Source organism: Skermanella stibiiresistens SB22 (assembly GCF_000576635.1).
In the GTDB taxonomy this organism is placed as follows: domain Bacteria; phylum Pseudomonadota; class Alphaproteobacteria; order Azospirillales; family Azospirillaceae; genus Skermanella; species Skermanella stibiiresistens.
This window is the reverse complement of sequence record NZ_AVFL01000005.1, coordinates 13207-38424: the sequence shown is the minus strand read 5'-3', so window position 1 is coordinate 38424 and position 25218 is coordinate 13207. Positions and strand designations below refer to the sequence as shown.

Annotated in this window: 21 protein-coding genes; 12 read left to right on the top strand and 9 right to left on the bottom strand. The window is 66.1% G+C overall.

Features of this window, described 5'->3' with window-relative positions; translation table 11 throughout:
- Positions 1-5: 5 nt before the first annotated feature.
- Both N825_RS08340 and N825_RS08335 read right to left on the bottom strand, forming a co-directional pair.
- Positions 6-1181: a GNAT family N-acetyltransferase gene (locus N825_RS08340; protein ID WP_051511730.1), complete on the bottom strand. Its 1176-nt coding sequence runs from the start codon at positions 1179-1181 to the stop codon at positions 6-8.
- A 56-nt stretch (positions 1182-1237) separates the two neighbouring features.
- On the bottom strand, positions 1238-2869 hold the full coding sequence (locus tag N825_RS08335) for a sulfatase-like hydrolase/transferase (RefSeq protein WP_051511729.1): 1632 nt from the start codon (positions 2867-2869) through the stop codon (positions 1238-1240).
- 149 nt (positions 2870-3018) lie between these two features.
- Here N825_RS08335 and N825_RS40755 point away from each other — a divergent pair, with 149 nt between their 5' ends.
- The 6 genes from N825_RS40755 (at position 3019) to N825_RS08305 (ending at position 7404) form a co-directional block, all read left to right on the top strand.
- Positions 3019-3144, top strand: a complete 126-nt coding sequence (locus N825_RS40755; protein WP_281174356.1) for a hypothetical protein — start codon at positions 3019-3021, stop codon at positions 3142-3144.
- Between the two features lie 140 nt (positions 3145-3284).
- Positions 3285-3995, top strand: coding sequence for a peroxiredoxin (locus N825_RS08325; protein WP_245613053.1), 711 nt, complete (start codon positions 3285-3287; stop codon positions 3993-3995).
- A 16-nt stretch (positions 3996-4011) separates the two neighbouring features.
- The gene (locus N825_RS08320) at positions 4012-4269 is read left to right on the top strand and encodes a hypothetical protein (protein WP_037449686.1); all 258 of its coding nucleotides are present in this window, start codon (positions 4012-4014) and stop codon (positions 4267-4269) included.
- Positions 4266-4943 carry a rhomboid family intramembrane serine protease gene (locus N825_RS08315; protein WP_037449683.1) on the top strand — a complete coding sequence of 226 codons (678 nt, stop codon included), beginning with the start codon at positions 4266-4268 and terminating at the stop codon, positions 4941-4943. The genes N825_RS08320 and N825_RS08315 overlap by 4 nt, the downstream gene beginning before the upstream one ends.
- Before the next feature lie 40 nt (positions 4944-4983).
- Positions 4984-5763, top strand: a complete 780-nt coding sequence (locus N825_RS08310) for a sulfite exporter TauE/SafE family protein (protein ID WP_037449681.1) — start codon at positions 4984-4986, stop codon at positions 5761-5763.
- Between the two features lie 375 nt (positions 5764-6138).
- Positions 6139-7404 carry a polyhydroxyalkanoate depolymerase gene (locus N825_RS08305; RefSeq protein WP_037449679.1) on the top strand — a complete coding sequence of 422 codons (1266 nt, stop codon included), beginning with the start codon at positions 6139-6141 and terminating at the stop codon, positions 7402-7404.
- A 53-nt stretch (positions 7405-7457) separates the two neighbouring features.
- On the opposite strand, the gene N825_RS08300 is transcribed toward N825_RS08305, so the two are convergent.
- From N825_RS08300 to glpK, 5 genes are all read right to left on the bottom strand, one after another.
- Positions 7458-8534 (bottom strand): sn-glycerol-3-phosphate import ATP-binding protein UgpC, encoded by a 1077-nt coding sequence (locus N825_RS08300; RefSeq protein WP_037449677.1) that lies wholly within the window; start codon positions 8532-8534, stop codon positions 7458-7460.
- Positions 8535-8540: 6 nt separating this feature from the next.
- Positions 8541-9386: a sn-glycerol-3-phosphate ABC transporter permease UgpE gene (gene ugpE / locus N825_RS08295; protein ID WP_037449675.1), complete on the bottom strand. Its 846-nt coding sequence runs from the start codon at positions 9384-9386 to the stop codon at positions 8541-8543.
- The gene (gene ugpA / locus N825_RS08290; RefSeq protein WP_037449673.1) at positions 9383-10267 is read right to left on the bottom strand and encodes a sn-glycerol-3-phosphate ABC transporter permease UgpA; all 885 of its coding nucleotides are present in this window, start codon (positions 10265-10267) and stop codon (positions 9383-9385) included. Before ugpA ends, ugpE begins: the two co-directional genes overlap by 4 nt.
- 90 nt (positions 10268-10357) lie before the next feature.
- Complete coding sequence (gene ugpB, locus N825_RS08285) at positions 10358-11683, bottom strand: sn-glycerol-3-phosphate ABC transporter substrate-binding protein UgpB (protein ID WP_037449670.1); 1326 nt, start codon at positions 11681-11683, stop codon at positions 10358-10360.
- Positions 11684-11809: 126 nt separating this feature from the next.
- Positions 11810-13324, bottom strand: a complete 1515-nt coding sequence (gene glpK, locus N825_RS08280) for a glycerol kinase GlpK (protein WP_425423721.1) — start codon at positions 13322-13324, stop codon at positions 11810-11812.
- A gap of 149 nt (positions 13325-13473) precedes the next feature.
- Here glpK and N825_RS08275 point away from each other — a divergent pair, with 149 nt between their 5' ends.
- On the top strand, positions 13474-15723 hold the full coding sequence (locus tag N825_RS08275) for a CheR family methyltransferase (protein ID WP_037449664.1): 2250 nt from the start codon (positions 13474-13476) through the stop codon (positions 15721-15723).
- Between the two features lie 29 nt (positions 15724-15752).
- Here the strand turns inward: N825_RS08275 and N825_RS08270 are convergent, their stop codons facing one another.
- Positions 15753-16784 carry a chemotaxis protein CheB gene (locus N825_RS08270; RefSeq protein WP_037449661.1) on the bottom strand — a complete coding sequence of 344 codons (1032 nt, stop codon included), beginning with the start codon at positions 16782-16784 and terminating at the stop codon, positions 15753-15755.
- 132 nt (positions 16785-16916) lie between these two features.
- On the opposite strand from N825_RS08270, the gene N825_RS08265 reads away from it, so the two are divergent.
- Positions 16917-17933: a chemotaxis protein CheB gene (locus N825_RS08265; protein WP_037449658.1), complete on the top strand. Its 1017-nt coding sequence runs from the start codon at positions 16917-16919 to the stop codon at positions 17931-17933.
- A 102-nt stretch (positions 17934-18035) separates the two neighbouring features.
- Positions 18036-19112: a sensor histidine kinase gene (locus tag N825_RS36300; RefSeq protein WP_084164545.1), complete on the top strand. Its 1077-nt coding sequence runs from the start codon at positions 18036-18038 to the stop codon at positions 19110-19112.
- A 221-nt stretch (positions 19113-19333) separates the two neighbouring features.
- Here the strand turns inward: N825_RS36300 and ubiG are convergent, their stop codons facing one another.
- Positions 19334-20146: a bifunctional 2-polyprenyl-6-hydroxyphenol methylase/3-demethylubiquinol 3-O-methyltransferase UbiG gene (ubiG, locus tag N825_RS08255; protein WP_084164543.1), complete on the bottom strand. Its 813-nt coding sequence runs from the start codon at positions 20144-20146 to the stop codon at positions 19334-19336.
- A gap of 209 nt (positions 20147-20355) precedes the next feature.
- Between ubiG and N825_RS08250 the strand changes: the two genes are divergently transcribed.
- The 3 genes from N825_RS08250 to ptsP all read left to right on the top strand — a co-directional run bounded on the left by N825_RS08250 (position 20356) and on the right by ptsP (position 25115).
- Complete coding sequence (locus N825_RS08250) at positions 20356-21591, top strand: aspartate kinase (protein WP_037449655.1); 1236 nt, start codon at positions 20356-20358, stop codon at positions 21589-21591.
- A gap of 20 nt (positions 21592-21611) precedes the next feature.
- Entirely contained in the window at positions 21612-22763 is a 1152-nt protein-coding gene (locus N825_RS08245) for an NAD(P)H-dependent flavin oxidoreductase (protein WP_084164541.1), read from the top strand.
- A gap of 99 nt (positions 22764-22862) precedes the next feature.
- Positions 22863-25115, top strand: coding sequence for a phosphoenolpyruvate--protein phosphotransferase (ptsP, locus tag N825_RS08240; protein WP_037449652.1), 2253 nt, complete (start codon positions 22863-22865; stop codon positions 25113-25115).
- Positions 25116-25218: the final 103 nt, after the last annotated feature.

The following is a 25218-nucleotide window of genomic DNA, read 5'->3' as shown; positions in this document are numbered from 1 at the left end:
CACCGTCAGAACATGTCGGCCAGCCAAGGCCTTGGACCCGCGAAGAGGGTGGTCGCCGCGGCGAGGGCTTGGGGAGTGGCTTTGATGCGGCCCAGGTCGGCCAGCACGCGGGGCGTGACGTGGCTGGTGTAGAGGGTCGCGAGCGCGTCGACGCCGAGTTCCAGATCGGCGTCGCCGGAGGAGCCGAGGCGTTCGACGGAGGCGCGGCCATCCTCGACTTCCAATCGGTACAGGCCGGCGTTGTCGGGGAGCAGGGTGTCGGTGACGTTCAGCGTCAGGGCGGTGCTGACGCCAAGCGGCCAGCCACGCGCCAGGAGGGCGCCGGCGACGTCGGTGACGCGGAGCATCCATTGCTCCCATGAGGCGATGGTGACGCCGACCTCGGGGAGATGGTGGAGCAGGAGGTCTTCCGGGCTGCCGGTCCAGGAGACCGTGTTGACCTGCGAGTGCCAGCCGGCCAGGAAGGCCAGGATCGCGCGGGCCGCCCGCAGGGTCAGGGCGGCCCAGTCCTCGACGTGCAGGGAGCGGTCGGGCGATTTGGGTCCCAGGGTCAGATAGCCTTCGGGACCTTTGTCGCCGGGTATCAGATAGGTGTCGAACGGCCGGTCGGAGGTTCCCCGCGCCCGCTGCCACATCAGGGGGCCGCGTTCCAGCAGGCCATTGGTCCTGCGTGCCTGTTCCGATTGCAGCGCGGCGATCAGGGGCGCGTCCGTTGCCGAGGCCAGTTGGGGGATCGGGTCGGGACGCTGACCGCGCAGCATGGCGAGCGGCACGCGGTAGACCATCCTGGTGCCGGCGTTGGCGTAGCCAACCTTGGCGTAGAGCGGCTGGGTGGCGGCGTAGAGGGTCGAGATCGGCAGGCCGTCGGCGCGGGCCTCCTCCAGCATGGCGGTCATCATGCGGGTGGCCGTTCCTTGGCCTCGTTCGGCGGGATCTATCGTGACCGCCGCGATGCCCCGGCAGGGAACGGCGCGTCCGCCGAAATACTGCCCCATGTCCAGCAGGGCGACCGTGCCCACCGCGACGTCGGAGCGTCGCATCACCCGGAAGTTGGCTTGACCGATGATTGACATGTAGTGCCGGACACCGTCGGCCGTGGAGGCGAAGGCGTGGCGGAACAGGTGCGGCATCCGGTCGAGATCGGATGATTGGAGCGGGGCGTATTCGAGTGAGCTGGCCATGATGGCATGGTTTACCCCGCCATCATTCCGGTCGGCAAGGGGGCGGGGCGATGTCGTCAGCCGGCGGGATGGGCGCTGAACGCCGCCAGGAAGCGGTCGCGGAAACTCTCCATCGGTAAAGGGGGCGTGGTCGGTTGTTCCGTCACCGGAACCATGCCGGAGGTGAAGCCCCATTCCTCGAACGGGGCCAGCAGTTCCGGATCGCGGCTGATGATGTGGATCGGCACCGAGCGCGACGCGCCTTCGCCGGTGATCAGCGGGGCTGGCTGGTGATCGCCCAGGATGATGATCAGGGAGTCATCGTGGATGTGGTGGGTGATATAGTCGCGCAAGGTTTTCAGCGTGTAGTCGACCGAATCGGCGTATTTGCGCGTGATGTCGTTCCAGGCCGGACCGGAGGGCGGAGCGGCGGATGGGTTCTTGAGGCCGCGATACACGCTGCCGTCGCCGAGGCTGTCCCAATCGTCGAGCAGCGGGGGCAGCGGTTCCCACGGCCCATGGCTGCTGATCAGCGCGTATTCGATGAACAGCGGCTGGTCGCGCTGGCGCAGTTCGCGGCGGTGGATGAAGTCCAGGGTGTACTGGTCGGGGATGGCGGCCCAGCCGAACGCGGGGCCGGCGTATTCCATGTCCTCGCTTCGCCAGATCCGGTCGAACCCCCAATACTCGCCCTCCGGCCAAGGCCGCGTCAGCGCCGGCATCACCGCCAGGGTGCGATAGCCGGCGCGGCTGAAATAGCGGGCGAGCGACTGCCTGCCGCTGGTCAGCATCAGGTCGTAGAGACCCTGGTCGCCCAGCCGCTCGCCACTGAGGAAGGTGCCATGGGCGAGCCAGGATTGACCGCCTCGGATGGGGGACTCGATCAGGCCGGAGCGGACGCCGAACCCCTCCGCCGCCAGCGCCCTGTCGAAGTCCTGGAGCGTCGGTTCGACCACCGAGCGGTAGCGGGGATTGGCCAGCACCGTCTCGCCATAGGATTCGAAGAACATGAGGTGTACGTCGCGGCGGCCGAGATGGGCCAGCACGTCTTCGTCGGACAGGCTGGCGAACGGGTCGTTCCCGAACCGCTCGGCATGGGTCGCCCGCAGGGTGGACGCGCGCGCCATCACCGAGGCTTGCCCGGCAAGAAGGGACGCCGCCCCTTCGTCCACCGGCGCGAAGGGGCGGACGCCGATCAGGGTCAGGGCCCCCAGGCCCGCCAGCGCCGCGCCGAACAGCCGGCGGTTTGGACGCCGGTCCAGGAAGCGGGCGGCCGTCCGGAAAGCCAGCAGGTTGAGGAGGAGGAGGGCCACCAGCGCCACCGGCACCGCGACGCAGGCCGCGGCGGTTTGCGCCAGGGTGGCCGATCCGTTGAGCACCTCCAGGATCGCCGGCAGCAGCATCAGGTCGAGCGACAGGTTGACCGGACGCCCGATCAGCGTGTTGCAGGCGAAATCCGCCAGCCGAAGGATGATCAGGAACAGGACGGACAAGGAAAGCGCCAGCCGCGCCGCCGTTCCGACCCGCCAGCCCGCCGCGGCGGCCAGCGCCATGAGGCCGAACAGGAACGCCACCTCCAGCGACGGGCGCAGATGGTTCGGTCCGAACAGGCCGCCGGCCCAGTTGGGCAGGTTCAGCGCGAGGCCGAGATAGGCCCAGGAGAGCAGGAACCCGATGGCGAGGAGGATCGTTCTTGAGGCGCTGGGCATCTCTGCTTTCGTCGGACGGTCGCGAGGAAGGGTAGATGAATGCCCGATTTAGTCAAATCCACGGCGCGGTCACCGATTGGCCTGTGGTTTTCGACGTCGGATTGACGAGGATCAAAGCGGGTGACCCAACCCGCCGCGATGATGCCGCCATGTCGAATCCCTCGCTTCCTTTGCGCGCGGTGGTGCTCAAGGTGACCGTGGCGCTGATCGTCAAGATCGCGATCATCGCCGCCGCCGTCTATTATCTGTGGCCGGCTCCCAAGTTCCCGACCTGACTGGAGGTCCGGGGAACCAATCCCGTCCGGGCTGTTCCATATCGTCATACCTTCCTGCGCCCATCTCCGGTAAGAGTGGGCTCCGATAGGAACGGGCGCCCCCATTCTCCCGTCCGACCAGAGCCTCGCGGAGGAACATCGTGGAATACAACTCACCCAGCGACCATCCCATCCAGCCGGCGCGCATCCAGAGCATCCTGCCCCGGCTGAACGCCTTGGCGCCGGCCTTCGAGGCCGAGACCACCCATGGACGGCTGGCGCTGGAGGATTATCGCGGGACCTGGGTCGTGCTGTTCTCGCATCCGGCCGACTTCACGCCCGTCTGCACGACCGAGTTCGTGGCGTTCGCCAAGCTGGCGCCGGTGCTGAAACAGCGGAACACCGAACTGCTGGGGCTGTCGATCGACAGCATTTACAGCCATCTGGCCTGGGTCAACGCGATCCGCGACAAGTTCGGCGTCGAAATCCCGTTTCCGGTGATCGCCGATGGCAACCGGGAGGTGGCGTCCCTCTATGGCATGATCAATCCGGACGAAAGCTCGACCGAGACCAGCCGCTGCCTGTTCGTCATCGACGACAAGGGCATCCTGCGCGCCATGATCTATTACCCGCTGACGACGGGGCGCAACACCGACGAGGTGGTCCGGCTGGTCGACGCGCTCCAGACGACGGACCGGCACAAGGTCGCGACCCCCGCCAATTGGAACCCCGGCGACAAGGTGATCGTGCCGCCGCCACGCACGGTCGAGGACGCGGAGGCGCGGAAGTCGCTGGGCTATGACTGCGTCGACTGGTGGTATTGCGAGACCACCGTACCGAATGCTGTATCGGCCGCGGAGCGGAAGGGTTGACCGGGCGTCCGCGCCGATGGCCTGCATCAATCCGGACGGCACCCTGACCGAGGTCGCGCGCCGTGTGCTGGGAGCCATGGCGCGCAGGGGGGCGGCCTTCGCCGTGCCGGAGGACTTGGCTGGCGAGACCGGAGTGCCGCTGCACCGCGTCCGCGCGACCGTGCGTGAGACCGGCCGCGCCAAGCTGATAGAGGACGATGGCGCGGGATGGCGGCTGACCGCGCTGGGCCGCGAGGCGCTCGATCTGGATGAGGATGATGGGGAGTTGGCGTGACCAGCGTTCCACCGCCCGCGGCGCCCGCTCCCTACGCGACGGTCGCGATCGTCACCTTGTGTGTCGTCCTGTTCGCGGCGCAGGGAGCCTTGTCCGAACCGGCGGCCTGGAACTTCGTGCTGGGGTTCGCGATGATCCCGGGCGTGGTCATGGGGGACCGGCCGCTACCGGCCGGCATTCCCACCTTCGGCGGTGTCTTCAGCCTGTTCTCCGCCATGTTCCTGCACGCCGACTCGTGGCATCTGATCGGCAACATGCTGTTCCTGTGGCTGTTCGGCGACAGCGTCGAGACGGCGATCGGGCATCTCCGCTTCACCCTGTTCTACCTGCTGTGCGGGCTGGGGGGAGCCGCCGGCCAGATCCTGTCCGATCCCGGATCGCTGGAGCCGGTGGTGGGGGCGAGCGGCGCCATCTCGGGCGTCCTGGCCGCCGCCGTGGTGCTGCATCCGCGCTCGCCGCTCAGCATACCGTTGCCGGGCGGCGTACGCTTCCGCCTGCCGGTGCCGGTGTACGTGGCGCTCGGCGGCTGGCTCGGCATCCAGATCATGGAGGCGGTGACGGGAGGACCCGACAACACCGTGGCTTGGTGGGCCCATCTCGGGGGGTTCCTGACCGGAGCGGTCCTGGTGGCGATCTTCCGCCGGCTCCTCCCGATGAAGACGCCTTTGACTTAGGTCATTGTCGCCCGTGAGGGCGGCACCGCATCATGCGGCCATGGACCAGCATACCGTAGTCACCCTGATCGACGCCGGCCTGCGCCAATGCGGGGTGGATTTCGCCCGCGATGGCGGGTTGTTCGTCTCGCTGTTCATGGCGGGGCTGGTGGGGGGCTGGTCGCATTGCGCCGGCATGTGCGGTCCGTTCGTGCTGGCCCAAGTCGCGACGCGGTTGGAAGGCGTTCCCGCCAGCCGCATGACCGAGCTCCACCGCCTGAGCGGCGCCGCGGTGCTGCCATACCATGTCGGACGCGCCACCACCTATGCCGCCATCGGCGGGATGGCAGCCATGCTGACCGGCGGCGTTGGCTCGCTGCCTGGATTGCGCTGGGTCGGGGTGGCCCTGCTGATCTTCGCGGCGCTGTTCTTCCTGGGGCAGGCGGTCAACGGGCTCATGGGACGCGCGCCAACGTCCGTCGGCGGGGAGCGGGGTGGGTTCAGCCATTGGTGGGCCGACGGTGTCAGCCGGCTGGCCCGTCCGCTGTTCGGACGGCCGGTCGGCTGGCGTGGCTATGGCCTGGGGGTGGCGCTGGGGTTCATCCCGTGCGGGCTTCTCTATGGCGCGGTCGCGGTCGCGGCGGCCAGCGGGTCCGCGGCCTCCGGCGCCTTCGGCATGGCGGCGTTCGCGGCGGGAACCATGCCCAGCCTGCTGGCCGTTGGCTTGGCCGGGCATGTCGCGGGACGCGGCTTCCGGGACGTGGTGGCCCGCGTGGCTCCCGTGATCATGGCCGCCAACGCGGGCGTGCTTGGCTACATGGCTTGGCGCATGGTCGCCTGATTTCCAAACCCGTCGATCCCGACTGGATTATCCCCCGCGCGCGACAAGGATCGGCGATTCCGTGAACCGCTTGACAGTACCACATACCCTTTGGTGATAAGGTATGTGGCAACGATGTGACCATGCGGCATTAAGACCGATCAAATGCCAAACTTTTTTGTTGCGCCGCGTTATCCTGACGCGCAACTTTCCTTCCCCGCCGCCTGTTGGGTGTGCGGTGCCGACACGGATAGTTCCTTAGTCCACTATTTACCAACGTGAAACAATTGCTACATCAAGCTGTTCGCAAGTGTAAGCGGCACTAAGCCGCAGTTTCGCAGCGCAGCTGAAAAAGCGCCGCGGCGTCGTCCAAAAACGGTGAATGTGAGGGGAATCTTGCTCTACCAGCTCTATGATCTCCAGCACGCGGCCTGGTATCCTGTGCGACTGATGGCGGAAGCCACGCAGACCGCATTCCAGAACCCGTTCATGCCCGCCTCGTACACCCGCATGGGCCGATCCATCGCGGCCGGTGCCGAGCTGTTCGAGCGAACGACGCGCCGTTTCGGCAAGCCGGAATTCGGCCTTCCCACGACCAAGGTGGATGGAGCCGAGGTGGCTGTCCGCGAGGTTCCGGTTATCCGGAAGCCGTTCTGCGACTTGATCCATTTCGAGCGCGACACAGACAAGGTCCATCCGACCGTCCTGGTCGTGGCGCCCATGTCCGGCCACCACGCCACGCTGTTGCGCGGTACGGTCCAGGCGCTGCTGCCCGAGCACGACGTCTACATCACGGACTGGCTGGACGCGCGCAAGATCCCGCTGTCGCGCGGCAAGTTCGACGTGGACGACTACATCAGCTACCTGATCGAGTTCATGACCCATCTGGGTCCGCACACCCACGTGATGGCGGTCTGTCAGCCGACGGTCCCGGTCCTGTGCGCGGTCTCGCTGATGGCGCAGAACGACGATCCCAACCAGCCCGCCAGCATGATCCTGATGGGCGGCCCGATCGACACCACGGCCGCTCCGACCGTCGTGACCAAGCTGGCCGAGGACAAGCCGCTCAGCTGGTTCGAGCGGAACGTGATCCAGACCGTGCCGGTCTATCATCCGGGCGGCCTGCGTCAGGTCTATCCGGGGTTCATCCAGCTGACCGGCTTCATGTCGATGAACCTGGACCGCCACGTCGGCGAGCACGTCAAGCTGTTCTCGCATCTGGTCAAGGGCGACGGCGACAGCGCGGTCCAGCACCGCAAGTTCTACGACGAATACCTCTCCGTCATGGACCTGCCGGCGGAATTCTACCTCCAGACGGTGGAGAACGTGTTCCAGAAGCACGCGCTGCCGCGCGGCACCATGGAGTGGAAGGGCCAGCGGGTCGTTCCGTCCGCGATCACCCACACCGCCATGATGACGGTGGAAGGTGAGCTGGACGACATCTCGGCACCCGGCCAGACCCGCGCCGCGCACCAGATCGTGTCCAGCCTGCCGGCCGAGAAGCGCGCCGACCATCTTCAGAACGGCGTCGGACACTATGGCATCTTCAACGGACGCCGGTGGCGCGAGCAGATCCTGCCGAAGGTCCGCGACTTCATGCTGACCCACGACACCTCGGGGCGCTTCCCCCAGCCGGTCCAGCGGACCGCCGCGGCGGAGTGAGTCTCCGCCTCGGCGGAGCTAGCCAACGAACTACCGACGCATCGGCCGGAGGCTCACAGCCTCCGGCCGGTCTGGCGGTCGAACAGGTGAACCTCCCCCGGCGTGATGGCGAAGTGCAGCGTGTCGCCGTTGCTGACGCGGGCACTGCCGGGAAGACGGGCTAGCAGCGGATCGCCGCTTGACGTCAGGCGGGCGTGGACAACGGTGTCCGCCCCCAGCGCCTCGATCAACTCCACCTTGACGGCGATATCCCCGATGCCCTGGCCGCTCTCCAGCGTCAGGTGCTCCGGTCGAATGCCCAGCGTGATCTCGCGGGCGGCCGACGCGCCGCCGCTGCCGGCGGGCAGGGGAACGGCGTGGCCGCCGTTCAGCTCGACGCCCGACGCCGTCAGGCGGGCGGGCAGGAAGTTCATCGCGGGCGACCCGATGAAGCCCGCGACGAAGGTGCTGGCCGGGCGATGGTAGACCTCCATCGGCGTCCCGATCTGCTCGGCGACGCCACCGTTCATCACCATCATGCGGTCGGCCAGGGTCATCGCCTCCACTTGGTCGTGGGTGACATAGAGGCTGGTGATGCCCAGGCGGTCCTGGAGCCTGTTGATCTCCACCCGCATCTGGGTGCGCAGCTTGGCGTCCAGGTTCGACAGCGGCTCGTCGAACAGGAAGACCTTGGGCTCCCGCACGATGGCGCGGCCCATCGCGACGCGCTGACGCTGGCCGCCCGACAGCTGGCGCGGCCTGCGGTCCAGGAAGGGGCGGAGTTCCAGGATATCCGACGCCTTGTGGACGCGGCTCTCGATGTCGGCCTTGGACATGCCCCGGATCTTCAACCCATAGGCCATGTTGTCGTAGACGGTCATGTGCGGGTAGAGCGCGTAGTTCTGGAACACCATCGCGATATCGCGGTCCTTGGGCTCCAGATCGTTGACGACCCGCCCGCCGATCGAGACCTCGCCGGCGCTGATCGTCTCCAGCCCGGCGACCATGCGCAGCAGGGTGGACTTGCCGCACCCGGACGGCCCCAGCATGACCAGGAACTCGCCGTCGCCGACGGCGCAGTCGATCCCCTTGATCGCCTCGAAACCGCCCGCGTAGGTCTTCCGCACGCCGCGGATACCGACTTCAGCCATGGAAACTCACTTCTCCGAATCGACCAGACCCTTGACGAACCAGCGCTGCATCAGCACCACGACGGCGATCGGCGGAACCATCGCGAGGATCGTGATCGCCATGACCAGGTTCCATTGCGTGTCCGCGTCCACGAACGAGATCATCTTCCGGAGGCCGATGATGATCGTGTTCATGTTGTTGTCGTTGGTGATCAGCAGGGGCCACAGGTATTGGGTCCAGCCATAGATGAACAGGATGACGAACAGCGCCGCGATGTTGGTGTAGGACAGCGGCAGCAGGATATCCTTGAAGAACCGGACCGGTCCGGCGCCGTCGATCCGCGCCGCCTCGATCAGCTCGTCCGGTATGGTCATGAAGAACTGCCGGAACAGGAACGTGGCGGTCGCCGACGCGATCAGCGGCAGCGTCAGCCCGGTATAGGTGTCGATCAGCCCCAGGTCGACGATCACCTGGTATGTCGGCAGGATGCGGACCTCGACCGGCAGCATCAGGGTGATGAAGATCATCCAGAAGAACAGCATCCGGCCGGGAAAGCTGAAGAACACGATCGCGTAGGCCGACAGGATCGAGATGATGATCTTGCCGATCGCGATGGTAAGCGCGACGATGGTGGTGTTGAGCAGCAGCCGGCCGACGCCGACGCCGCCGATCGTGCCGATCCCGCCAAACGCCCCGCCGTAGTTCTCCAGGAAGTGCCCGCCCGGCAGCAGCGGCATGGGCGGCGCCATGATCTCGGGGCTGGTCAGGGTGGAGGCGACGAAGGTGTAGTAGATCGGGAAGGCGACGATCAGGATGCCGATGATCAGGATGAAATGGGCGAGCAGGGCGCCGATGGGACGCTTTTCGATCATGCGTAGTGGACCCTGCGCTCGACATATTTGAACTGGATGACGGTCAGGGTGATGACGATCGCCATCAGGATCACCGACTGGGCCGAGGAGGCGCCCAGGTTCAGGTTGACGAAGCCGTCGTTGTAGACCTTGTAGACCAGCGTCTCGGTCGCCCGCGCCGGCCCGCCGCCGGTGACGGCGTGGATGATGCCGAAGGTGTCGAAGAAGGCGTAGACGGTGTTGACCACCAGCAGGAAGAACGAGGTCGGCGACAGCAGCGGGAACACGATGGTCCAGAATCGCTTGGCGGGGCCAGCGCCGTCGATCGCGGCGGCCTCGATCAGCGACTTCGGGATCGCCTGCAAGCCGGCCAGGAAGAACAGGAAGTTGTAGCTGATCTGCTTCCAGGCGGCGGCGCCAACGACCATCGCCATGGCCTGATCGCCGTTCAGCAGCGGGTTCCAGTCATAGCCGGTATCGCGCAGCATCACCGCCAGCGTGCCCATCGCCGGGCTGAACAGGAACAGCCAGAGCATGCCGGCGATGGCCGGCGCCACGGCGTAGGGCCAGATCAGCAGCGTCTGGTAGATGCGCTTCCCCCGCACCACGCGGTCGGCCATCACCGCCAGCAGCAGGGCCGCGACCAGGGCCAGGACGGCGACCGACAGGCTGAAGATGACGGTGACCTTCAGCGAGTTGATGTAGTTGGGGTCGGACAGCACCAGCTCGAAATTGGCCAGCCCCACGAAGCGGCTGCTGAAGCCGAACGGGTCGTCGCGGTAGAGCGACTGGCGCACCGCCTGGAAGGCGGGCCAGAAGAAGAAGACCAGGGTGATGGCGACCTGCGGAGCCAGCAGCAGGTACGGCAGCACCCGGTTGGGAAAGACGACGCGTCTTGACATGGGGGTCCGGTGGGGGGGTCCGTCAAAAGGGGAACGCGGCCCCTCCCGCGGGTGGGGAGGGGCCGGTGTGTGCCGGTGGCTTGGCTTTTGTTACTGGTAGGCTTTGGCGGCTTCCAGGATCGCCGCGTTGGAGCGGCGGACGGCGTTGTCCAGGGCGGTCTTGGCGTCCTGCTTGCCATTCAGCAGGGCCTCGATCTCCTCGTTCTGGATGTCGCGCACCTGGGGCATGTTGACGAGGCGGACGCCCTTGGAGTTCTCGGTCGGTGCCTTGCCCATCATCTGCTGGATCGGGATCTCGCGGCCGGGGTTCTTCTCGTAGAAGCCGGACTTCTTGGTCGCCTCATAGGCGGCCATGGTCGCCGGCAGGTAGCCGGAAACCTGATGCAGGCGCGACTGCACCTCGGTCGTCGACAGGAAGGTGAAGAACTGGGCGACGCCCTTGTAGTCGGCGGCGGGCTTGCCGGCGAAGACCCACAGCGACGCTCCGCCGGGGATGGTGTTCTGCGGCGCGCCGGTCGCCTCCGGGTAATAGGGCAGGTTGCCGGTGCCGAAATCCATGCCGGCCTTGACCATGTCACCGATGCCGCCGGACGATTCCGGCATCATGGCGCATTCGCCGCTGAGGAACTTGGACTTGGCCTCGGAGGTACGGCCGCCGTACTGGAAGGTGCCGTCCTTCTGCAGTTCCGCCAAGGTCTGGAAGTGGCGGATGTTGAGCGGGCTGTTGATCTTCAGCTCGGGCGTCAGGGTGGTCAGCCCGTTCTCGCCGGTCGCGTAGGGCAGGTTGTTCCAGGCGGAGAAGTTCTCCAGGTGGATCCAGGTCGGCCACGTGGTGGTCATGCCGCAGGATTGGCCCGACGCCTTGATCTTCTTGGCGGCCTCGAAGGTTTCCGGCCACGTCTTGGGCGGCGCCTCGGGGTCGAGGCCGGCTTTCCGGAAGCTGGCCTTGTTGTAGTACAGGATCGGGGACGAGCTGTTGAACGGGAACGACAGCATGGTGCCGTCGGCGGCGCTGTAATACGAGACGATGCCGGAGAGATAGTTGGACTTGTCGAAGTTCTGCCCGGCTTCCTTCAGCACGTCGGCGACCGGCTTGATGGCGCTGCGGGCACCCATCATCACGCCGGTGCCGACGTCGAACACCTGGATGATGTGGGGTGGCTGTCTGGCGCGGAAGGCGGCGATGCCGGCGTTCAGGGTCTCGGGATAGGTGCCCTTGTAAACCGGGACGACCTTGAACTCGGTCTGGGTGGCGTTGAATTCCTTCGCGAGGTTTTCGACCGTCTCGTTGTTGGCGCCCGACATGGCATGCCACCACTGGATCTCGGTCTGCGCCCGCGCGGGCGTGGCGGTGGTCAGCGTCATGGCTAGGAGGGCGAACGCCGAAACGGCGATCGTCGCGTGGATGCGCTGCATTTGTCTCGTCTCCCTACTGTACGGTGGGCCCATGCTTAGCCCCCGGCTATGTCTCCGCCGTGACGGTTTGGTTAACGTTGTATTACCGTCCGCCGGTTAGTACGCACTCTAATCTTCATCAAGGCCTTACGCCAGATCGCTTCTCACCCGCCGCACGGCGCGGCGCCAGCCCTCATACAAGCGGGCGCGGTCGGCCTCGTCCATGGCGGGTTCGAATAGCCTCTCCCGGCGCCACGCGCGCGACACGCTGTCGAGGGAGGCGTACACCCCCGTGCGCAGCCCGGCGAGGTAGGCGGCACCCAGCGCGGTCGTCTCGGTCACGACCGGCCGCTCGACCGGGATGCCCAGGATGTCGGCCAGGAACTGCATCAGCCAGTCGTTGCGGACCATGCCGCCATCGACGCGGAGCGCGCTCGGTGGGGTCCCACCGTCGGCGGCCATGCATTCCATCAGGTCGCGGGTCTGGTAGCAGACCGCCTCCAGGGCGGCCCGGACGATATGGCTGACGCCGGTGTCGCGCGTCAGCCCGATCAGGGCACCGCGCGCGTCCGGGTCCCAATGGGGGGCGCCAAGGCCGGTGAAGGCCGGGACCATGTAGACGCCCTGGGTGTCGGGCAGGTCGTTGGCGTGCCGTTCCGACGCCGCCGCGTCCGCGATCACCCGCAACCCGTCGCGCAGCCATTGCACCGCGGCGCCCGCCACGAAGATGGATCCCTCCACCGCGTAGGTCGGCTTGCCGTCCAGCCGATAGGCCGTGGTCGTCAGCAGCCGGTTGGTCGAGCGGACGGGCTTGTCGCCGACGTTGAGCAGGGCGAAGCAGCCGGTCCCGTAGGTGCTCTTGATCATGCCCGGCTCGAAGCAGGCCTGTCCGACGGTGGCCGCCTGCTGGTCGCCCGCCATGCCGGTGATCGGCACGGGTGCCCCCAGGAACTCCGCCTGCGCCACGCCGAAATCGGCGCTGTTGTCGAGCACGCGGGGCAGCAGGGCGCGCGGGATGCCAAACAGCCGGAGCAACTCCTCGTCCCAATCCTGGGTGTTGATGTCGAACAGCAGCGTGCGTGACGCGTTGCTGGAGTCCGTCGCGTGGACCGCGCCGCCGGTCAGCCGGAACAGAAGGAAGCTGTCGATGGTGCCGAAGCAAAGCTCGCCCCGCTCGGCCCGTTCGCGGGCGTGGGGCACGTGGTCGAGCAGCCAGCCCAGCTTGGTGGCGGAGAAATAGGGGTCGATGATCAGGCCGGTCCGGTCGGCCACCAGCGGCTCGGCGCCATCGGCGTGGAGCTTACGGCAGGTTTCCGCCGTGCGCCGGTCCTGCCAGACGATGGCGTTGTGCAGCCCTTCGCCGGTGGCCCGGTCCCACAGCGCCGTGGTCTCGCGCTGGTTGGTGATGCCGATCGCCGAGATGTCGGCGGCGCCCAGGCCCGCCTGTTCCAGCGCCGCCCGGCAGACCACGGTGGTGTCGCGCCAGATGTCCTCCAGGTCGTGCTCGACCCAGCCATCATGGGGATAGAACTGCCGCAATTCCCGCTGGGCGGTGGCGACCGGCACGCCGCCGCTGTCGAACACGATCGCGCGGGTCGATGTCGTGCCCTGGTCGATGGCGAGCACATGCGATGCCTGACGCGCCATGATCCCCCCTGTCATCTTTATTCTTCGTTTTCGTTGGCTTCGTCTTCGCTGGATCGACTGTGACGGAGCCCGCTTGGTCAAGTCAATGGCTTGATACAATGTGGGTTTGGTCGTCCGGGAGCCATGGGCTATGATCGCCGTTCTTGGATACCTCTGGGGCAATCATGGTTGACGACAAGGCCGCCGATCCCGAACTCGAGGATTTGATCCGCCATCTCCAGGAGATCCGGCAACTCGATTTCCGCGGATACAAGCGGACAAGCCTGCAGCGCCGCATCCGGCAACGCATGGAGGAGGCCGGCTGCGCGGATTACACCACCTACCGGGCCCTGGTCGACAGCGATCCCAAGGAGGTCGCCAACCTGCTCAACACGGTGCTGATCAACGTCACCTCCTTCTTCCGCGATCCGGAGGCATGGACCGTTCTGCGGGAGGAGGTGGTGCCCCGGATCGTCGAGCAGAAGAAGGACAGTGGCCCGATCCGGGTCTGGAGCGTCGGCTGCGCGTCCGGCCAGGAGCCGTATTCCGTCGCGATGGTGTTCGCGGAGGTGCTGGGGATCGAGAATTTCTGCCGTTCGGTCAAGATCTACGCCAACGATCTTGACGAGGACGCGCTACGCGTCGCGCGGCTGGCGACATATACGGCCCGCGATGTCGAGAGCGTGCCGCCGCCCCTGCTGGAGAAATATTTCGATCGGATCAACAGCCATTACGTCTTCCATCGCGAACTTCGCAAGTGCATCATCTTTGGACGGCACAACATCGTCCATGACGCGCCGATCTCCCGCGCCGACCTGCTGATCTGCCGCAACCTGCTGATCTACCTGGATGGGCGGACGCAGGGCATCGTCCTGCCGCGACTGCACTACGCGCTGAACACCGGCGGCTACCTGTTCCTGGGCAAGGCCGAGACCCAGCTCGCCAGGTCCAAGCTGTTCGACGCGGTCAACCTCAAGAGCCGGATCTTCCGCAAGATCGGCCAGGAGTGGCAACGCAGCCGTGGAGGGAGCCTGAGCGTGGCGACGGAGAACCATCCGGTCCGAACGCTCGGACAGAACCGGCTGCTCGAGGCGATCGTCGAGGGCAGCGCCACGGCCTATGTCGCGATCAGCCCCGATGGTCATCTGATGCTCGCGAACACCATGGCGCGGCGTCTGCTGGAGATTGGACCGGCCGACATCGACAAGCCGTTCCAGGATCTCGCCGTGTCGTACCGGCCGACCGAATTGCGCAGCCGAATCGATCAGGTCAAGGCGACCAATCGGCCGCTGCGCTTGGACAACCAGAACTATCATCGTCCGCCGGCCGAGCCGGTCTGGCTATCGATCGACGTCTTGCCGATCCATGGCGAGGGTGGCCAACTCCTCGCGGTGCTGCTGGGATTCAACGACACGACACGGGCCCACTTGCTGCAACGGGAATTGGAGTCGACCCAGGAAGCGTTGGAAACCACGGTGGAGGAGCTTCAGTCGACCAACGAGGAGCTGGAGACGACCAACGAGGAGCTTCAGTCGACCAATGAGGAGTTGGAGACGACCAACGAGGAGCTTGAGTCGACCAACGAGGAGTTGGAGACGACCAACGAGGAGCTGCGCTCGATCAACGAGGAGTTGGAGACGACCAACGAGGACATGCGCCGTCAGTCGGAGGAGTCCGCCGAATTCAGGCTCCATGCCGAATCGATCCTCCGCAGCATGGATAACGGCATCGTCGTGCTGGACCACGAAATGAGGATCCAGTCCTGGAACCGTTGGAATGAGAACGTCTGGGGCTTGCGGAGCGAGGAAACCATCGGCCGGCATCTATCGGATCTCGACATCGAGTTGCCGTTGTTCCGGCTCAACGGCGAGATGCGGCGCGTCATGAAGTTGGAGGCGCCGTCCTCGACGATCGAGTTCAAGGCGGTCGACCGCCGCGGCAGGTCGATCACCTGCCGGGTCCAGGTGCTGCCGCTGCTTTATGGCAACCAGGATCCGCGCGGATTGCTGTTGTTGTTCGACGACTTGAGCGAACTGCGCCGCGCGGAGGACTTCAACTCCTATCTGGGTCGCATCGTTGGCCAATCCCTCAACGAGATTTACATCCTCTCGCCTGACAGCCTGATGTTCGAAATGGTCAACAGGGGGGCGGAGCTGAAGCTTGGCTACACGCTGGACCAGTTGAGGCGGACGACGTTGCCGGATCTGATGCCAGATGTTTCGGAGCGGCGCTTCCGCGATCTGCTTTCGCCGCTGATCGGCGGCGAGAAGGATGAGATCGTGTTTGAAACACGCTTGGAAAGCAGGGATCGCGGCCCCTATCCGGCGGAGATCTGCGTGCAGCACCTGAAGGATCAGGAACCGACCATCCTGATCGTCATGGTTCACGACACGACCGAGCGCCAGCAACTCGTCGCCGAGGCAAGCGGGCCCTAGCGGGATGGCTTGGGGTGAGGTGGGTCGGCTCAATCCGCGGCGGGGATGTCGCCCATGGCGGGTGATTGGGTTGTCAGGATGGCGCGCAGCAGGTCGACATGGGTTTTCGCCTCGATCGCGGCGGCGGTCCATTTGGCGGCGATGTTCGGATGGCCTTGGGTGGCGGCGTTGTCGGCCATGCGTTCGAACAATCTGATCCTCTCGTTATGGGTGCGGAGCGCCATGGCGAGCGCTTGTTCGAACGCCTGGCCCTGGGCCTCGGCGAGGGTCGCGGGACTGAAGGCGTGACCGATGTGGCAGCGGAAGCGCAGCAGCGGACCGTCCTCCACCTCCATCATGGCTCCGCCGCAATCCGGGCAGGTGACCAGGGCGGGACTGGCGACCATGGAATTCTGGCGGTTCTCTTCGATCATCGCGATCATCTCCTGCTCGGCGATCCGAGCCTCCAATTCGATGTCCGACGGCACGGGGATGCCGGGACCGGCGGGTTCCAGCGCCAAGCGGGTGAGCAGGTCCGCGAGGCTCGTCAACGGAAGACAGTGGTCCACCGCCACCTTCGCCATGGCGTGGCGTGGCATGTCCGACCACTCGGCGTCGTCCGGATCCTGCACGACGGCCATTCCGCCACACCGCTTCACCGCGAGCAGCCCAGCGGTGCCATCGTCCAGGGTGCCGGTCAGCACGAGGCCGACGACGCGGGGGCCATACGAGACGGCGGCCGAGCGGAACAGCGGATCGGCGGCGGGCCGCGTCCTGTTCTCCTTGGGCCCTTTCCGGACCAGCATGTGGCCGCGCTTGACCAGAAGGTGACGGTCGGGTGGGGCCACGTAGATGTGGCCGCGCAGGATCGGGTCGCCCTCCGCCGGATGGACCACGGGCAGCGCCGCCGCCCGGCCCAGGATGGCCGGCAACATGCTCTTGGCGCCGGGGCTGACGTGCTGGACCACGAAGATGGCGCCAGCGAAATCAGGTGACATCCCGCCGCACAAGGTTTGTAGGGCGCTGACACCACCCGCCGACGCGGCGATCACGACGATGTCGCGCTTTTCGACGTCGTTCATGAAGATTTACCTCGACCATCACGCGGGGTGAAACGTTCACGATGGTGATCTTCACAGAATTCAACGGCCCTGTCGTCACAAATAGCGGTTGAGCCTGTTTCCGCCGGGTATGAACAACCGGCACCGTCTGTCATGACCCATCGAAACATCGTCGTCGTCGGAGCCTCGGCCGGTGGGCTTGGCGCGATCAAAACCCTGCTGACGGGACTATCCCCCGATCTCGCCGCCGCCGTGTTCCTCGTCCTGCACATTGGCGCCCGCCGCAGCGAGGCGGCGCGTATCCTGGACGGCTTCAGCCGCATGCCGGTCGTCGAGGCGGCCGACGGCGCGCCGATCCGCACCGGGCATGTTCATGTGGCGCCACCCGACCATCACCTCGTGCTCGAAAAGGCTTGCATGCGGTTGACGCGCGGACCACGTGAGAATGGCACGCGTCCGTCGGTGGACCCCCTATTCCGTACCGCCGCCGAAAACCACGGTTCACGCGTCGTGGGGATCATCCTTTCCGGTACGCTCGGTGATGGGACCGCCGGTTTGGCCGCCATACGGAAACAGGGTGGCGTGGCCGTCGTACAGGAACCGTCGGACGCGAAGTATCCCGGCATGCCCCAGAACGCGTTGCTCCACGCCGGAGCGGACCACCGCCTCCCGACCAAGGCCATGTCCGACCTGCTCGTCCAACTATCGGGGACGGGTCCGTCCGAGATCTTCCCGCCGGATGCCGGGAGCCATTGGGATCCATCGCCGCGACAGGAGCACCGAGACGTGACTGGCCATTATCAGCTGAACCGACCGGATGCCTTGACCTGTCCAAGTTGCGGCGGTGCCCTGCGCCAAACGACCTTGGACACGTCTCCTTACTACACGTGCCATATCGGCCACCGTTTCGCGGTCGCGGATATGGACGCCGGGCAGCTCGACAAAATCGAGGAGGCGTTTTCAGTGGCGATGCGCACCTTGAACGAGCGTGCCGAGCTTTGCCGGCGCATGGCCGAGATGGCGCGGGGAAACGGCCAGACGTACTCCCTGAACCGCTGGGAAGCCGCTGGTGACGAGGCGCGGGAGAGGGCGACGGTGCTGCGGCGCTTCCTGGAGCAGAACTGGACCAGCCCCACGCGGGCGGCAGAAACCATTGAGATCGAAGGGTGAGGGGTGGACTTGGTCCGATTCCCGGTTGAGACTGTCGGCCAAGAGTGGGGTTGGCGTTCAAGGACTTTGACTCACGGAAATAGTTAAAAGGGTTGTTCTGTGATGAGCACGTGTCAGCGACGGCTTGTCGGCGTGGAGGAGGAACTTCGACGTCGGCTGACAATCAGCGAGCAGGAACGCGAACAGCTTCAGGCGTCCTTCGAGGATACGGAGCAGCGGCTCCAACTATTCGCGGACGAGATCGGGACTCTCCAGGCACGGCAAACCGGCCTCGCGGCGGAGAATGGGCGGTTGCGCCATCTGCTGGCCCAGTCTCAGGCCCGCTTGCTGGAAGCGCAGGTCGCGGCAAGGCCAGACACGATGGATCGGCCGGTCGATCTTGAGGGGCAGTTGAATGTCCTGAACGAGGAATTGCGGGTCTCGCTGGAGGAGCTTCAGGTCACCGCCGAGGAGTTGGAAACGGCGAACACCATGTTGCGAGAGTTCAACGAAACGCTTGAGCGTCAGATCGCCGAGCGGACCGCCAGCCTCGCTGCGGCGCTCGCCCAGCGGGACGCGGCGCTGGGCCGCAAGGACCTGCTGATCCGGGAAGTCGACCACAGGGTCAAGAACAGCCTTCAGATGGTCATGAGCCTGTTGCGGATCCAAAGCGCCAAGGTCGGCGACCCCAAGACGCGCCGGGCGCTCCAGACCGCCATGGTGCGAATCCAGGCCATCGCGCAGGTTCACACCATGCTCTACGCGCGGAGCGATGTCGAGGCGGTCGCCTTCGACCGATACCTGGACGAGATCTGCTCCTTCCTCGGCGCCACGCTGGGCGCGAATGTCAGGGGAAGGAAGCTGCTTGTGGAGGCGGAAACAGTCGAACTGCTCCCCGATCTAGCCATTCCTTTGGCTTTGATCACCACGGAACTGGTGACCAACGCCTTTCGCCACGCGTTCGATGGGACGGCGGGAACGGTGTGGGTGCGCTTCCACCGCAGGGACGGCGGCTTGGAACTCGTCGTCGCCGACGATGGCCGTGGCCTCGCCCCCGACTTCGACCCGTCCCAAGCCGACGGGCTCGGGCTTCAGGTGGTGATGGCGATGGTCAACCAAGTCGGCGGCAAGCTGGACATCTCCCGAAACGACGGCGCCTGCTTCGCCCTGACGCTGCCGGCGGCCGGGGAGGGGATGTGAGGGGCCGCGAGTTCCCGACGAGTTTGGCGGAATGGATTCGGGGATCCGTTCCACGAGTTATCAGCAATCGGCCAATCCCCCCCAAAGTCCCGCTGTAGGTCGGATAAAGCGAAGCGGCATCCGACATAGACGCGTCTGCTTGTCGGATGCCGCTTCGCTTTATCCGACCTACGAGAGAACCCTCCGACGCCCTCGCTCTTTCGGGTTGGGCCCGCCTCCAGTCACTCTGTTCCGGCGGCCCAGAGCATGTAGTTGGTGTCCAGGTCGCGGCGGTTGAGGGAGAACTCGTCTCGGAGCGGGTTGTAGACCACGCCGGTGATGTCGCGGACCGTGACGCCGTGGGGGCGGAAGCCGGCGGCCAGTTCGGACGGCTTGAGGAATTTCCGCCAGTCGTGGGTGCCGCGGGGCAGCCATCGGAGCACGTATTCGGCGCCGACGATCGCCAAGGCGAAAGCCTTGGGCGTGCGGTTGATGGTCGCAAGGAACAGCATGGCGCCCGGTTCGGACCCCGGGTTCATCAGGGTGGTCAGGGACTGGAGGAACAACGGCACATGCGCCACGTGCTCGACCACCTCCAGCGCCAGCACCACGTCGAAGCGCTCGCCGCTGGCCGCCAGATCCTCCGCCGTGGTGTGGCGGTAATCGACGTCCACACCGGACTGCTCGGCGTGGAGGGCCGCCACCGCCACGTTGCGGCCGGCGGCGTCGATCCCGACCATCTCGGCGCCCAGGCGGGCGAGGGGTTCCGCCAGCAATCCGCCGCCGCAGCCGATATCCACGAAGCGCAGACCCTTGAGCGGCAGCGGCCCGTTGGGGTCGCGGCCGAACCTGGCGCAGACGGCGTCCCGGATGTAGGCGATGCGGATGGGGTTGTATTTATGCAACGGCTTGAACTTGCCGCGCGGGTCCCACCACTCGGCCGCGATGGCGCTGAAGCGGGCGATCTCCCCCGCGTCGACCGTTCCACCGGAGGGGCTGGCGGCCGAAGGGGCTGTTGAACGGGAGATTGTGGAAGCGGTGCTGGTGGTGGACATGGGTATGTTCCTGGGTGCCGTCTGCCGCCGAATGCGACTGGAAGTCAGTCGGGGCAAGCTTGCTTCGCTCCCCCCGAGATAGTATGGATACCCCGCCTTGCCGCGGCAATGGAACCGCCTGTTCTCCGGTCCCCGATCAGATCCGTCTTGAACTGGGGCAGGGCCGCCCGGCGGAAGGCATACTGGTCAGGTGGTGGGGCTTCAAGGCAATGGCGCGGATCGTTTTGAAATTCGGCGGCACATCGGTCGGCGACATCGACCGCATCAAGAATGTGGCGCGCAAGGTGAAGGCGGAGGTGGACGCCGGCCATCAGGTCGCGGTGGTCGTCTCGGCCATGTCCGGCGTGACCAACAAGCTGGTGGAGTATTGCACCAGCATCAGCCCGCTGCACGACGCGCGGGAATACGACGCGGTGGTCGCGTCGGGCGAGCAGGTGACCAGCGGCCTCACGGCGCTGGCGTTGCAGGAGCTTGGCATTCCGGCGCGGAGCTGGCAGGGTTGGCAGATCGCGATCCGCACCGACGACGTCCACGCCAAGGCGCGGATCGGCTCGATCGAGACGGAGGAGCTGGAACGCCGACTGTCGACCGGCGAGGTCGCCGTGGTGGCGGGCTTCCAGGGCGTCTCGCCGAACGGCCGGATCACCACGCTGGGCCGCGGCGGCTCGGACACCTCGGCGGTGGCGCTGGCCGCCGCGTTGAAGGCGGATCGCTGCGACATCTACACCGATGTGGACGGCGTCTACACGACCGATCCGCGCATCGTGTCGAAAGCGCGCAAACTGTCCAAGATAACCTACGAGGAAATGTTGGAAATGGCGTCGCTGGGCGCCAAGGTCCTGCAGACCCGGTCGGTCGAGATGGCCATGAAGCACGGCGTGCGGGTGCAGGTGCTTTCCAGCTTCGAAAAGGCGGCGGGTAGCGACCTGCCCGGTACTCTGGTTGTTGACGAGGACGAAATCGTGGAACAGGAACTGGTCAGCGGCATCGCCTATAGCCGTGACGAAGCGAAGATCACCCTGATCGGCGTCGCCGACCGGCCGGGAGTCGCGGCCGGCGTGTTCGGTCCGCTGGCCGACGCGTCGGTCAACGTCGATATGATCGTGCAGAACGTGTCCGAGGACGGCGCCAGCACCGACATCACCTTCACGGTGCCCAAGGGTGATCTGGAACGGGCCCGCAACGTCCTGGAGACCGCCAGGGCCGACCTGCAATACGGACGCCTGTTGGCGGACAGCAACGTCGTCAAGGTGTCGGTGATCGGCGTCGGCATGCGCAGCCACGCCGGCGTGGCCCAGCGGATGTTCCGCTCGCTGGCCGAGAAGGGCATCAACATCCAGGTGATCTCCACCTCGGAGATCAAGGTCAGCGTCCTGATCGCGGAAGAGTACACCGAGTTGGCCCTGCGCGCGCTCCACACCGCCTATGGTCTGGACGCGGCCTGAGCCCCGATGAAGGCCATGTCATGACACAAGCCACCGCTCCGACGCCGGAAGACGACAGGACGCGCGCCGCCCGCGCGCGTCTGGACCGGCTGTGGAGCCGCGGACGCGCCTTTCTCGGCACCGAGCTGGCGATCATGGGCGGTGCCATGACATGGGTTTCGGAACGCAACCTGGTCGCGGCGATCTCGAACGGCGGCGCCTTCGGCGTCATCGCGTCGGGATCGATGACGCCGGACCAGCTCCAGGCGGAGATCCTGGGGACCCGGGCTTTGACCAGCCGCCCGTTCGGCGTCAACCTGATCACCCTGCATCCGCGGCTGGACGACCTGATCGACGTTTGCGCCGAGCACCGGGTCAGCCACATCGTGCTGGCGGGCGGCTTGCCGTCCTCCGCGTCGATCCGGCGGGCCAAGGATCGCGGCGCCAAGGTCGTGGGCTTCGCGCCCGCCGCCTCGATCGCGCGTAAGCTGGTCAAGAATGGCGCCGACGCGATCCTGATCGAGGGCATGGAGGCCGGCGGTCATATCGGACCGGTCGCGACATCGGTCCTGGCGCAGGAGATCCTGCCGGTCGTCAACGACGTCCCCGTCTTCGTCGCTGGCGGCATCGGCCGGGGCGAGGCGATCCTCTCGTATCTGGAGATGGGGGCGGCTGGCGTCCAACTGGGAACCCGATTCGTCTGCGCCACCGAATCGGTGGCGCATCCACGCTACAAGCAGGCCTTCATCAACGCGGCGGCGCGCGACGCGGTGCCGTCGGTGCAGATCGACCCGCGCTTTCCCGTGATCCCCGTCCGGGCGCTCAACAACGAGGGCACCCGGCGCTTCCAGGTCTTCCAGCGCGAGGTGATCGACCGCTTCAACCGGGGCGAGGTCAGCCAAAAGGACGCCCAGCTGGAGATCGAGCATTTCTGGGCCGGCGCGCTGAGGCGGGCCGTGATCGAGGGCGATGTGGAGAACGGTTCCCTGATGGCCGGGCAGAGCGTCGGCATGGTGACGCGCGAGCAACCCGCCGCCGAGATCCTGGGCGAGTTGGTCGATCAGGCGATCCGCTCGCTGATGGTCCGGTTGGGTGGCCCGGAAAAACCGGAGTGGCGCGACTCCGGCCCGGGCGACTTGGGTCGGAGTGATTTGGGCAGGGGCCAATCCGGCATGATGGGGGCGGCGGAGTAGATGGCTGACGCTCCGGGGCCCGTCACCCCGGCGCGGGACGCACCAGGGTCGGGTCAGGCGATGGATCAGAAGTACCACGGGGCCGAACAGGGAGGGACCATGCCTGGCATAACGTCCCGGCGTCTGTTGGCGCGCCTGCGCGATGTGATGGCCGGTTCGGGGTCGGCGCAGCACCGGCTGGACAAGATCGTGACGCTGATCGGCGCGGAGATGGGGGCGGATGTCTGCTCCTGCTATGTCATGCGCGCCGGCGACATCCTGGAACTGTTCGCGACCGTCGGGTTGAACCAGTCGGCGGTCCACAAGACGCGCCTGCGGGTGGGCGAGGGGTTGGTCGGCGACATCGCGGCCCATGCCCGCCCGGTGGCGCTGGCCAACGCCCCGTCGCATCCCAACTTCGCCTACCGCCCCGAGACGGGCGAGGAGGCCTTCCTGTCGCTGATGGGCGTGCCGATCCTGCGGGGTGGCCGGGTGCGCGGCGTGCTGGTGATCCAGCACAAGGACAAGCGGGTCTATTTCGAGGAGGAGGTCGAAACCCTCCAGACCATCGGCATGGTGGTGGCGGAACTGACCGCCGGCGGCGAACTGGTCAGCCAGCAGGAGATCTCGGCGGTCGCCGATGCCGCCCTGCTGCCGACGCGGCTGGACGGCGTCAGCCTCAATCGTGGACTCGCCATGGGGCTGGCGGTGCTGCACCGTCCCCAGCTGACCATCCGGCAGATGGTCGCCGAGGACCCCGACGTCGAGATCGAGCGGTTCCGCAAGGCGCTGGAGGGCATGCACACGGCGCTGGATGACTTGTTGCGCGTGTCCGGCGTCGAGGGTGGCGAGCATCACGACATCCTGGAGACCTACCGGATGTTCGCCGAGGACCGCGGCTGGCTGTCGCGCATTCGCGAGGCGATCCGCAACGGCCTGACCGCCGAGGCGGCGGTCCAGCGCGTCCAGAACGACACCCGCGCCCGCATGAGCCAGATGCACGATCCGTATTTCCGGGAACGGCTGCTGGATCTCGACGACCTGACCAACCGGATCCTGCAGCACTTGGCCGGCAAGGAGTCGCAGGCCTCGTCCTCGCTGCCCGACGACGTCATCCTGGTGGCCCGTTCGCTGGGACCGGCCGAACTGCTGGACTACGACCGGCGCCGGCTGCGCGGGTTGGTGCTGGAGGAGGGGTCGGCGTCGAGCCATGTGGCGATCGTGGCCCGCGCCTTGGATATTCCCGTGGTCGGCCAGTGCATCGACGTGCTGACCCGGATAGAGCCGCTGGATCAGTTGATCGTGGATGGCGACAACGCCCAGGTGCTGGTCCGCCCGGCCGAGGATATCCAGGACGCCTTCCACAACAGCATGACCGTGCGGGAGCAGCGGAAGCGCCTCTACGCCGAGACCATCAACCAGCCGGCCATCACGCTGGACGGGGTCGACGTGTCGGTCAACCTGAACTGCGGACTGCTGATCGACCTGCAGCACTTGGACGACACCGGCGCCCATGGTGTCGGGCTCTACCGGACCGAGATCCCGTTCATGATCCGGTCGGAATATCCCGATGTCGAGGCGCAGACAGAACTGTATGGCCGAGTGCTGGAACTGACCGGCGACCGACCCATCATCTTCCGGACCTTGGATGTCGGCGGTGACAAGAGCCTGCCGTATTTCGCCGATCAGGAACAGGAGAACCCGGCGCTGGGCTGGCGCGCGATCAGGATCGGATTGGACCGTCCCGCCATGCTGCGAAAGCAGTTGCGGGCGCTGCTGTCCGCTTCGGCGGGACACGATCTGCGCGTCATGTTCCCCATGATCAGCGAGTGCGCCGAGTTCGACGACGCCCGCGCCGTGCTGGACCTGGAAATCGCGCGGCTGGTCCGCCGGGGCGGGGTGGCGCCCAAGCGGGTGCTGGTTGGAGCGATGCTGGAGGTCCCGGCCTTGATCTGGCATCTGCCGGCGCTGCTGCCGCGGCTGGACTTCATCTCCGTCGGGTCCAACGACCTGATGCAGTACATGTTCGCCGCCGACCGCGGCAACCCCCGGATCAACACCCGCTACGACGCGCTGTCGCCGCCGATGCTGACGATGTTCCGGCATCTGGTGGAACTGTGCGAGGCGGCCGGGGTCCCGATCAGTGTCTGCGGCGAAATGGCCGGCCGCCCGTTGGACGCCATGACCCTGCTCGGCGTCGGGTTCCGCAGCTTGTCCATGTCGCCACCGGCGGTGGGTCCGGTCAAGACGATGCTGCGCAGTCTCAATGTGTCTCAATTACGCGCGTATATTGAAACGTTGTATCCGGGACGTGATCACAGCCTGCGCGAAAAGCTAAGGTCCTATGCGATAGATCATGGCGTCGTGATCTAATTCGTTGCATTCCGTTCACAAAGTTTGTTACAACTTCGGCGACAGTGGCGGGCGATTTAGTCTGACGTGGCTCGCCGTTTGATCATGGGAAAGCTCTGATCGA